This is a genomic window from Streptomyces otsuchiensis (assembly GCF_004305975.1).
Lineage (GTDB): Bacteria > Actinomycetota > Actinomycetes > Streptomycetales > Streptomycetaceae > Streptomyces > Streptomyces otsuchiensis.
The window spans coordinates 1-10,360 of sequence record NZ_BHZI01000080.1; the positions used below are offsets into that span (position 1 = coordinate 1).

Annotated in this window: 11 protein-coding genes and 2 CRISPR repeat arrays; of the genes, 5 read left to right on the forward strand and 6 right to left on the reverse strand. The window is 70.0% G+C overall.

Going from position 1 to position 10,360, the window contains the following annotated elements; translation table 11 throughout:
• On the reverse strand, positions 1 to 497 hold a 497-nt coding region (locus tag E0D90_RS09990), incomplete at its 3' end, for a helix-turn-helix domain-containing protein (RefSeq protein ID WP_130797406.1).
• 212 nt (positions 498 to 709) lie between these two features.
• On the opposite strand from E0D90_RS09990, the gene E0D90_RS09995 reads away from it, so the two are divergent.
• From E0D90_RS09995 to E0D90_RS10025, 5 genes are all read left to right on the forward strand, one after another.
• On the forward strand, positions 710 to 2,248 hold the full coding sequence (locus tag E0D90_RS09995; RefSeq protein WP_130797407.1) for an MmgE/PrpD family protein: 1,539 nt from the start codon (positions 710 to 712) through the stop codon (positions 2,246 to 2,248).
• Positions 2,249 to 3,154 carry a methylisocitrate lyase gene (prpB, locus tag E0D90_RS10000; RefSeq protein WP_130797408.1) on the forward strand — a complete coding sequence of 302 codons (906 nt, stop codon included), beginning with the start codon at positions 2,249 to 2,251 and terminating at the stop codon, positions 3,152 to 3,154.
• A gap of 176 nt (positions 3,155 to 3,330) precedes the next feature.
• The gene (locus tag E0D90_RS10010; protein ID WP_103503794.1) at positions 3,331 to 4,500 is read left to right on the forward strand and encodes a bifunctional 2-methylcitrate synthase/citrate synthase; all 1,170 of its coding nucleotides are present in this window, start codon (positions 3,331 to 3,333) and stop codon (positions 4,498 to 4,500) included.
• 136 nt (positions 4,501 to 4,636) lie between these two features.
• A complete protein-coding gene (locus E0D90_RS10015) occupies positions 4,637 to 4,906 on the forward strand; it encodes a type II toxin-antitoxin system Phd/YefM family antitoxin (RefSeq protein WP_130797410.1) in 270 nt (89 codons plus the stop codon).
• A 325-nt stretch (positions 4,907 to 5,231) separates the two neighbouring features.
• Positions 5,232 to 5,592: a CRISPR direct-repeat array (repeat unit 30 nt; unit sequence GTTGCTACCCCTCTCAGGGGCGATGAGGAC).
• 250 nt (positions 5,593 to 5,842) lie between these two features.
• Entirely contained in the window at positions 5,843 to 6,823 is a 981-nt protein-coding gene (locus tag E0D90_RS10025) for a dipeptidase (protein ID WP_174856174.1), read from the forward strand.
• A gap of 134 nt (positions 6,824 to 6,957) precedes the next feature.
• On the opposite strand, the gene E0D90_RS10030 is transcribed toward E0D90_RS10025, so the two are convergent.
• From E0D90_RS10030 to E0D90_RS10050, 5 genes are all read right to left on the reverse strand, one after another.
• Positions 6,958 to 7,164, reverse strand: a complete 207-nt coding sequence (locus E0D90_RS10030) for a DUF397 domain-containing protein (protein ID WP_130797411.1) — start codon at positions 7,162 to 7,164, stop codon at positions 6,958 to 6,960.
• Between the two features lie 35 nt (positions 7,165 to 7,199).
• A complete protein-coding gene (locus tag E0D90_RS10035) occupies positions 7,200 to 8,363 on the reverse strand; it encodes an NsdA family TPR-like regulatory protein (RefSeq protein WP_498072958.1) in 1,164 nt (387 codons plus the stop codon).
• Between the two features lie 23 nt (positions 8,364 to 8,386).
• Positions 8,387 to 8,881: a CRISPR direct-repeat array (repeat unit 30 nt; unit sequence GTTGCTACCCCTCTGAGGGGCGATGAGGAC).
• A gap of 120 nt (positions 8,882 to 9,001) precedes the next feature.
• Positions 9,002 to 9,247 (reverse strand): DUF397 domain-containing protein, encoded by a 246-nt coding sequence (locus E0D90_RS10040; protein ID WP_227870114.1) that lies wholly within the window; start codon positions 9,245 to 9,247, stop codon positions 9,002 to 9,004.
• Positions 9,248 to 9,407: 160 nt separating this feature from the next.
• Positions 9,408 to 9,611 carry a DUF397 domain-containing protein gene (locus E0D90_RS10045; protein ID WP_103501910.1) on the reverse strand — a complete coding sequence of 68 codons (204 nt, stop codon included), beginning with the start codon at positions 9,609 to 9,611 and terminating at the stop codon, positions 9,408 to 9,410.
• A 12-nt stretch (positions 9,612 to 9,623) separates the two neighbouring features.
• The coding region (locus tag E0D90_RS10050) for a helix-turn-helix domain-containing protein (RefSeq protein WP_227870113.1) at positions 9,624 to 10,360 on the reverse strand (737 nt) is incomplete at its 5' end.

A 10,360-nucleotide genomic window follows, 5' to 3' on the forward strand; every position in this document is an offset into this window, starting at 1 on the left:
GCGCCGGGGGTGCCTGGGGTGGCGCCGGGGTCGGCCAGGGCCGCGGCCTGTTCGGCGGCGTCGCGGTAGCGGCGGTGCAGCGTGACCAGGGCGCGGGCCAGCGCAGGGTGGTCGCGGACGGCCTCCGCGATCTCCTCGGCGGGCGGCGGGGTGCCGCACGCCTCGTCGCCGAGCGCCGTCCGCAGGTCGGTGGCGAGCCGTTCCTCGTCCGCGCCGGAGAAGAACTCCGGCTCCACGCCGAGGACTTCGGCGATGCGCAGCAGCACGGAGGCCGACAGTGGCCGCTGGCTGTGCTCGATCTGGTTGAGATAGCTGGTGGAGATGCCGAGCCGCCGCGCCAGCTCCACCTGGTTCAGGCCGTGTTCGCGGCGCAGCCGCCGCAGCCGGGCGTGGGCGTAGATCTTCCGGGCGCCGCGTCCGGACCCGTTTCGGGGGGTTCCTCGGGGGGTGCCGGACGACGGCTCCGGGTCGTGCCGCTGTCCGTCCGCGCGCGTCATGGTCCTCGCACCGCCTCCGCCTGGCCGGCCGGCTGTCCCGGCCGCCCGCCTGTCCCGTCATTTGCGAAAGTACCATCCGCAGCTTTCGCAAGATTCGCCGTTTCGCAGCGACACACTGTGCGGATTCCGCAGCGTGGAGCGGTCGACGGACCACGGCGGCGCGGGGATGCTCGGATGTGTAACGTGCCGACCCGTACCGTCGAGGAGCCCGCGTGATCGACCACTCCGTCCGCGTCCACCCCAGCGCCTCCCACCTGCCCCGCGAGGAGCAGCTGGCCTGGAAACTCGCCGCCGTCGCCACCGGCACCACGGCTGCCGGGATCGACGCCGAGACCGCCGCCATGGCCGTCAACCGGGTGATCGACAACGCCTCCGTCGCCGTGGCCTCGCTGCGCCGCCGCCCCGTCGCCGTGGCCCGCGCGCAGGCCACCGCCCACCCCGTCACCGGCGGCGGCGCCGGCGCGACCGTCTTCGGCGTCGGCCCCGACTTCCGCGTCTCACCCGAATGGGCCGCCTGGGCCAACGGCACCGCCGTCCGCGAGCTGGACTTCCACGACACCTTCCTCGCCGCCGACTACTCCCACCCCGGCGACAACATCCCGCCGCTGCTCGCCGTCGCCCAGCACACCGGCCGCTCCGGCGCCGACCTGCTGCGCGGCATCGTCGCCGCCTACGAGACCCACGTCGCCCTGGTGCGCGGCATCTGCCTGCACGCCCACCGCATCGACCACGTCGCGCACCTCTCCGCCGCCACCGCCTGCGGCCTGGGCGCCCTGCTGAAGCTGGACACCGCGACCGTCTACCAGGCGGTGCAGCAGGCCGTGCACACCACCACCGCGACCCGCCAGTCCCGCAAGGGCGAGATCTCCAGCTGGAAGGCGTTCGCGCCCGCCTACGCCGGGAAGGCCGCCATCGAGGCCGTGGACCGCGCGATGCGCGGCGAGGGCGCCCCCTCACCGATCTACGAGGGCGAGGACGGCTACCTGGCGTGGATGCTGGACGGCCCGGACGCCGAGTACACCGTCTCGCTGCCGGGCCCCGGCGAGCCGCGCCGGGCGATCCTCGACACCTACACCAAGGAACACTCCGCCGAGTACCAGGCGCAGGCCGTCATCGACCTCGCCCGCTCGCTGCGCGCCCGCCTCGGCCCCGTCGACCGCTTCGCCGCCGACATCGCCTCCGTGGTGCTGCACACCAGCCACCACACCCACCAGGTGATCGGCTCCGGCTCCGGCGACCCCCAGAAGTACGACCCGAACGCCAGCCGCGAGACGCTGGACCACTCGGTGCCCTACATCTTCGCCGTGGCGCTCCAGGACGGCGGCTGGCACCACGAACGCTCCTACGCGCCCGAGCGCGCGCGCCGCGCCGACACCGTCGAACTGTGGCAGCGGATCTCCACCGTCGAGGACCCGGAGTGGACCCGCCGCTACCACCACCCGGACCCCGAGCGGCGGGCGTTCGGCGGCCGCGCCGTCGTCACCTTCACCGACGGCCGCGTGGTGGAGGAGGAACTCGCCGTCGCCGACGCCCACCCCGCCGGTGCCCGGCCGTTCGCCCGCGAGCAGTACACGGCGAAGTTCCGCACCCTGGCCGAGGGCGTCGTCGAACCCGGCGCGCAGCGCGTCTTCCTGGCCGCCGCCGAGGGCCTCGCCGACCTCGACGCCGGCGGCCTCGACGCGCTCTTCCCCACCACCGACGACACGGCCCTGGCCAAGTCCGACGCCGAACTCCCGAAGGGGCTGTTCTAGATGCTGCACACCCGTACCACCCCCGCCCAGCGGCGCCGCGCCCTGCGCGAACAGCTCGCCTCGGGACGGCTGTTGCGGGTGCCCGGAGCGGTCAACCCGCTGTCCGCGAAGCTGATCCAGGAGACCGGCTTCGACGCGGTCTACCTCTCCGGCGCCGTCCTCGCCGCCGATCTCGGCCTGCCCGACATCGGGTTGACGACCTCCACCGAGATCGCCGCCCGCGCCCAGCAGATCACCCGGGTCACCGACCTCCCCGCGCTGGTCGACGCCGACACCGGTTTCGGCGAGCCGATGAACGCCGCCCGCACCGTCCAGCTGATGGAGGACGCCGGGCTCGCCGGCCTCCACCTGGAGGACCAGGTCAACCCCAAGCGCTGCGGCCACCTCGACGGCAAATCCGTCGTCCCGCGCGAGGAGATGACCCGGCGCCTCAAGGCCGCCACCGACGCCCGCCGCGACCCCGACTTCCTGCTGATGGCCCGCACCGACGCGCGCGCCCTCGAAGGACTGGACGCCGCGATCGACCGCGCCAAGGCGTACGTGGACGCCGGCGCCGACGCGATCTTCCCCGAAGCACTCGCGGACGAGAAGGAGTTCGAGACCTTCCGCGCCGCCGTCGACGTCCCGCTGCTGGCCAACATGACCGAGTTCGGCAAGAGCGCGCTGCTGGACGCCACCACCCTGGAGAACCTCGGCTACAACATCGCGCTCTACCCCGTGACCCTGCTGCGCCTCGCGATGGGCGCCGTCGAGGACGGGCTGCGCACCCTCGCCGCCGACGGCACCCAGCGGGCCCTGCTGGAGAAGATGCAGACCCGCTCCCGGCTGTACGAGCTGCTGGGCTACGAGGAGTACGCCGCCTTCGACAGCTCCGTCCACGACTTCACCCTTCCGCCGGGCACCTGACCGGGCCGGGCCGGGCCCGGGGGCCCACCACCGCCCCCGGGCCCCGGCCCTCGCCTTGTCGCCGCACCACCACGACCGACCACCACGACCGACCGCCACGACCGACTGCCGCCGCCGTGCGCGCGCCGCCGGTCCCCCAGCCGTACCCGAACCCGCCCTCTTCCGGAGGTACCGCCATGGCAACCGCCGCCACCTCGTCCGGCAACACCGGCCCCGCGTCCGCCGCTTCCGACATCCACCGCGGACTCTCCGGCGTCGTCGTCGACACCACCGGCATCTCCACCGTCATCGAGGCCAGCAACTCCCTGACCTACCGCGGCTACCCGGTCCAGGAACTGGCCGCCTCCCGCTCCTTCGAGGAGGTCGCCCACCTGCTGTGGACCGGAGAACTCCCCGACACCGCACAGCTCCGCGCCTTCGAGGCCCGCGAGCGGGCGCTGCGCCCCCTGGACCGCACCACCGCCGAGATCGTCGCCCGACTGCCCGAGACCTGCCACCCGATGGACGTGCTGCGCACCGCCGTCAGCTTCCTCGGCGCCGAGGACCCGGCCGAGGACGACGGTTCCCCGGCCGCCAACCGCACCAAGGCGCTGGCGCTGCTGGCCAAACTCCCGACCGTGGTCGCCGCCGACCAGCGCCGCCGTCGCGGGCTGACCCCGATCCAGCCCGACCCCGCACTCGGCCTCGCGGAGAACTTCTTCCACATGTGCTTCGGCGAGGTGCCCGCGCCGGAGGTGGTGCGGTGCTTCGAGATCTCGCTGATCCTCTACGCCGAACACAGCTTCAACGCCTCGACGTTCACCGCCCGCGTCGTCACCTCCACCCTCTCCGACCTGCACAGCGCCGTCACGGCCGCCATCGGCGCGCTGAAGGGACCGCTGCACGGCGGCGCCAACGAGGCCGTGATGCACATGCTCAACGAGATCGGCGACCCCGCCGACGCCGACCGCTGGCTCACCGACGCCCTGGCGTCCAAGCGCAAGATCATGGGCTTCGGCCACCGCGTCTACAAGCACGGCGACTCCCGCGTCCCGCTGATGCAGGAAGCCCTCGACCGCCTCATCGCCGTCAATGCCTCGCCCGAGGTCACCCGCCTGGCGACGCTCCACACCGCGCTCCAGAAGGCCATGGTGGAACGCAAGGGCATCCACCCCAACCTGGACTACCCGGCCGGTCTCGCCTACCACCTCATGGGCTTCGACATCCCCGTCTTCACCCCGATCTTCGTGATGAGCCGCATCACCGGCTGGACCGCGCACATCGTGGAGCAGTCCGAGGGCAACACCCTCATCCGCCCCCTCGGCGCCTACACCGGCCCCGCCGAACGCCACGTCCCCGCCGCCTGACGGGGGGCGGTGGCGGCGCGACATTCACCGTCGTCACGGCGCCTCGGTTGGGTGCCGTGACGACGCCCGAAGCGGGTTGTCCCCGAGGGTGTGCAACGAGGTGCCACAGGGTGACACCGAGCGCTACCGTGGCGATGTGACCGTTCAGCCTGAAATCACCCAGTGGGACCTGCGTAACCGGTCCCGGGAGGTTATGGACGCGGTACAGGGCGGCCAATCGTTCACTGTCACGCGCGGCGGACACCCGATCGGCCAGCTCGTTCCTCTACGCCGGTACGGTCGCTTTGTCTCCCGGCAAGAGTTCGCCGCCATGTCCAGGACTGCCTCCGGCACCGATCTCCACACGTTCCGTGCCGAGCAGGAGACCACGGCGGACATGTACTCGGACGACCCCTATGACCGCTGACCACCCGACGTACGCCAAGGTCTCCTCGGCAGCGACATCGTCATCCTGTGGAGGCGGGTGGAGCCCGACGAGCTACCGATGAGATGGCGATCACCGCTATCACCTGGCCGAGCTGTCCGCCGGCCCGCACGAGGTCCGCCGCAACGACAAAAAGAGCACCTACGACGGGTACCAAGGGGCTGGCAGCCGTCCTGACGGTCGTACCGGTCATCGCCCGCATCCTCGGCACGGTCGCTGACCCCACGGCGCCGACGCGCCACGGCCGCCCCCCCCTGAGGGGAGAAGAGGGCCGGCAGGCTCGTCAGGCGAGAGATGCCACCTCTTGGTTGCTGCCCCACTCAGGGGCGATGAGGACGCCGAAGCTCCGGCATCGCCGTGTTCCTCTCGTTGCTACCCCTCTCAGGGGCGATGAGGACCCCCGCGCTCTTCGAAGAATGCCTCGCCGTCCTGCGCGTTGCTACCCCTCTCAGGGGCGATGAGGACGGGGAATCCCCCGCGACCGTCGTCCGCGAGTGGCCGTTGCTACCCCTCTCAGGGGCGATGAGGACCCATCTCCCGCTCGCGGGCGGTCAGGGCCCGGACGCGGTGTTGCTACCCCTCTCAGGGGCGATGAGGACGTCCCTACACGCGTACGCGTATACGCGTACTTGGGGCCCGTTGCTACCCCTCTCAGGGGCGATGAGGACCCCACTGTGAAGGTGCAGGTCGTCGGGGGTGCTGAGGCTGCGTGAGGGCGGTGGTTTTCAGCGAACCTCCGGTAGTGCGGAGAACCCGGGAGTGTTGCTGAAATCCGGGTGGATTGGGCACCGCACAAGCCTAGCGCTTTCGGTGTGGTGAGGTCTGGTCTCGGTGTTCTCCGGCCGGTGGGAGCCAGGGGCCGTTTCCGCTCCCCGGAATGGGATGGCGGCTGTGTCAGGGGAGGTGCAGGATGCGGGGATGTTGAACGAATCCGCTGAAGCCAGTCCGCCGCGTCTGCTGTGGGAGCAGCACTGCTGTCTGCCGCTGGAACGCAACGCGCCGGTGGGGGAGTTGGCGCGCTATCTGCGGCGCGGTGGTAGCTACACCTCGGTGAACGTGGGCTACGCGCCTCACAGTGGGGAGTTCGTGGACGGGCTGCTCGCCGCTTGGCGGGAGCGCATCGCGGGCGACGACCGGTTCCGGCTCGTGGCGAAGGTCGCGGAGGTGGACGCGGCCGTCCGGGCGGACCAGATCGCGGTCGCCTTCGACCTGGAGGACTCCGGGCCACTGGAGGGCCGGCTGGAGCGGGTTCAGCACTACTACGACCTCGGGGTACGCACCCTGCTCCCCAGCTACAACAACCGCAACGCGGCCGGGGGCGGCTGCCTGGACGCCGTCGACGAGGGACTGACCGCCTACGGCCGCGCGCTGGTGCGGGAGATGAACGCCGTCGGCATGGTCGTGGACGGCTCGCACTGCGGTGCTCGCACCGGGCTCGACCTCAGCGAGTCCACCGAGCGTCCGATGGTGTACTCCCACTCGTGTATGCGCGGGCTCTGGGGCCACCCCCGCAACATCACCGACGACCAGGCGAAGGCGTGCGCGGAGACCGGCGGCGTCGTCGGCATCACCGGCGTCGGCATCTTCCTCGGACCGAACGACGCGAGCCTGGACGCGCTCGTGCGGCACATCGACTACGCCGTGGAGCTCGTGGGTCCCGAGCATGTCGGCGTCTCCACCGACTACCCCTTCGACCACGACGACTTCAACGCGCTGCTCGCCGAGAGCCCCGAGCTGTTTCCCGAGTGCTACACCCGCTGGGGAGCGATCGAGTTCATGCCGCCGGAGACCCTGCTGACGGTCGAAGACGCGCTGCTCGCGCGCGGCTACCCGGACGACGCCGTCACGGCGATCCTCGGCGGCAACTTCCACCGTGTCGCCTCGGCGGTCTGGCGGTAGCCCCACCTTGGCTCTCAGCGCGAGGCGCGGAGTCTCACCGGCCCCCCTCTCAGTGGCGAGGAGGGCCGCGCTGTGACGGCAGGGGCGGGGTCCCCCATGCGGGGCATGGGGGGCCCGTCTGGCTCTCGGTGCGATCAGCCGGTGATCTCGCCGGCCTTGACGCCTGCCACGAACGAGGCGAACGCAGTGGTCGACACCGCGAGTGCCGGGCCGGCCTCGTTCTTGGAGTCGCGGACGGGAACCAGGCCGTGGAAGGGGGCGAGGTTCACGGCGACCTCGACGCACTGGCCGCCGTTGTTGCTATAGGAGGACGTGAACCAACGGGGCGTCTCGGTTGTCATGGGGTGGCCTCTCGTAGCTGGTCGGATCGGTGCGGTCAGCGCTCGGCGAGCAGCGCGGGAGGGAGCTCCGCTCTGGCGCGTTCCCGCAGTTCGCGGGCTTGGGAGTGGTGTCGATATGGCTCCAGGGACCGGTACATGGTCTCCATGTTCCTGTCGACGCGCCCGGATTTCACGGTGGGATACTGCTCCAGCGCCTTGGTCCAGTGCTCGCAGGCTGATTCGAGGTGCCCGACGGAGAGTTGGCGTTCTGCGAGCATCGAGGTGAAGCGAATGCCGCTTCGCTTGCTGTCGTTGTTTCGATCCCTGAGCCGGAAGTGCCGTTGCAGGGAGGCGACGCTCCCTTTCGTGTCGCCCAGTTCGTTGCGTACCTGGGACTCGTGATAGGCGAGTGTCGCGGGCGCATAGCCGCCGAACGTCTTCGTTTGGCTCTCTGCCTTTTCGAGTTGGGTGGTGGCCTCGGTCAGGAGTCGGTGGGCGCTCCGCCTGTCTCTCTGCACGGCGTAGGCGTGCGCTTGCTGCCCCGCGAGGAACGCCCTCATGCGGGGTTCGCCGGTGGGCGGGGCGCTTGCCGCCGCGTCGGCGTACCGGACTGCGCCAGCTCCCATCCCGAGGTCTGCCGCCTGTACGGACATGCCTCGGAGGATATGGCAGTAGGTGAAGTGGTCGCCGCTCGCTCCGGCCAGCTCCAGGCCCTTGACGTAGTAGTGCTGCGCGAGCCCGTGAAGACCTTCGTCAACCGCCATCCACCCGGTCAGGTAGTAGAGGAATGCGGCTGCCCCCATCATGTCTTTTCGGACGTGCTCGTGTGCGTCGGCCCGAAGGTAGGGCGCGACCGTGTTCACCAGGAACGCCGCTGCCATGGGGCGTGCGTGCCGCCCGCCGAACTCGTCGTCCAGCGCGGACAGCCTCTCCGTCATGGCCGACACCGTCGCCACGTCCGCACGGCCGATCCTGATGTCCGCCCCCGTGCTCACGGCCTCCATGCGTCCGACCACGTCCGGCCAGCCCGGCACGGTCAGCGCCACGGAGCAAAGGCTGGCGCCCAGGACGGATCGACGCGAAGGACTCATATCGTGTCTCCCGAGTTCGACGAGTTCTTCGACGGTACTCGCGGATCGGCCGGCGCTGGATGGTGTCTCGAAGGGTGTTCGCTGCGCGAGACCGGTCGGCCCCGCTTCTGCGTCAGGACCATCAGCAATGCAGAGCGTTAGGCTCCGCCTCTGTTGCTGCCCCTCTGGGGGGCGATGAGGGCGCGTGATACACGACGGGTCGCTTGCGACGAATCCGGTTGCTACCCCTCTGAGGGGCGATGAGGACGCCTGGCGGATCGTCACCAGCATCTCGGCCCGCTCGGGGTTGCTACCCCTCTGAGGGGCGATGAGGACGCGGCGCAGCGGGCGGACAGCAGCTCGTACGCCTGCTGTTGCTACCCCTCTGAGGGGCGATGAGGACGGCGGGCGACGCACTGCAGGGCGGCGATGTCGTCCTGTTGCTACCCCTCTGAGGGGCGATGAGGACCTCCGCGGCTGACAGGTCTTGGCTGCTGCTGGTCACGTTGCTACCCCTCTGAGGGGCGATGAGGACCGCGGCTTTACCGTGGCGTCGTCATCACGGAGAAGCTGTTGCTACCCCTCTGAGGGGCGATGAGGACTAGGCATGGAGGTAGTCGGCGAGGCCCCGACCGGCGGTTGCTACCCCTCTGAGGGGCGATGAGGACCCCACTGTGAAGGTGCAGGTCGTCGGGGGTGCTGGGGCTGAGTGAGGGCGGCGGTTTTCAGCGGACCTCCGGTAGTGCGGAAAACCCGGGAGTGTTGCTGAAATCCGGGCACGGTGGGTGTCAGGCGAGAGGAGCGCTTTCGGTGCAGGCCCCTGCTCTCATGCTTGCCACGAACGAGGAGAACGCCCCGGCCGGAAGTATCAGGGTCGGAGCGGCCTGGTTGTTGGAGTCGCGGACTGGGACCACGCCGTGCGATGCGACGAGGTTGGCGGCGACCTCGACGCACTGCCCGTCGTTGTCGCTGTACGAGGATCTGAACCGTCGGGGGCGTCTCGGTCGCGGGAAGGCCTTTCGTGACTGGTAGATCGCGGCCTGGGCGAGCGACTCGGTCTGTGGCGCGTGGATCCGACGGTTGACAGTGCTTCCCGAGCCGAACGCCGCCTCCGTCCTCCGGTGGCCGACGTGACGGCGGGGACAGGGCCCCACCATGCGGGGCATGGGGGGCCCTGTCTGGCTCTAGGCGCGATCAGCCGGTGATGTCCCCGGTCTTGACGCTTGCCACGAACGACGCGAACGCAGTGGCCGACACTGCGAGTGCCGGGCCAGCGGTGTTCTTGGAGTCGCGGACGGGCACGAGGCCATGCGTGGCGACGAGGTTCGCGGCAACTTCTATGCAGGTCCCGCCGTTGTCGCTGTACGATGACTTGAACCAATGGGGGGCATTCGTCACGGATTTTCCCTCTCATGCCTCTCGGATCAGGGACACGGAAGCCGCCTGGGACAGCGCTTCAGTCTGTAGCTGATGGTAGGCCGTCAGTAGAGGCAGGACGGAGCTGCTGTCACGTTCCAGATGCCCCCGTGTCTGTGACTCGGCGTAAGCCAGTACGGAGCGGTCTGGCATCGTCAGCAGGTTGACCGGGAGGTTCAGCGCCCTCCGTGCTCCCATGCTGAATGGGGCTACTTGCAGGCTTGTGTTGTACAGATCGGCGAACTGCTCCAGGTGATCCAGTTGGGCCGCCATGACGTCCGCGCTGCCGACCCTCCGCCGGATGCAGCTTTCGTCGAGAACAACGAGAATGAGTGGCGGGCGATCGCGCTTGAGCGCTGCCTGCCGCTCGGCCAAGAACGCGACCCGTTCGTTGGCCTGTTCGGGCGTGGTGGCCCCGCGTCGCACCGCGCTGTTGGCCAGTTCTTGGGCGTACTCCGGTGTCTGGAGGATCCCCGGAACAACGCCAATGTCGTAGACGCGGATCTCAGCCGCGCGGCCTTCGTGCCCGACGTACTCGGGGAAGCCCTCCAGCAAGCTGCCCTGTCGGATGTCACGCCATTCACGCTCGAACGAGTCGGCGGAGTCCCCGGTGCCGAAGGCACGGTCAAGGCGACGTGAGAACGGGAGGGTTGGCGGTTTGCGACCAGTTTCGACTGCCGAAATGTGCTGGCTCGAATAGGACACCTCCTGGGCCAGCTCCTCCTGGCTCC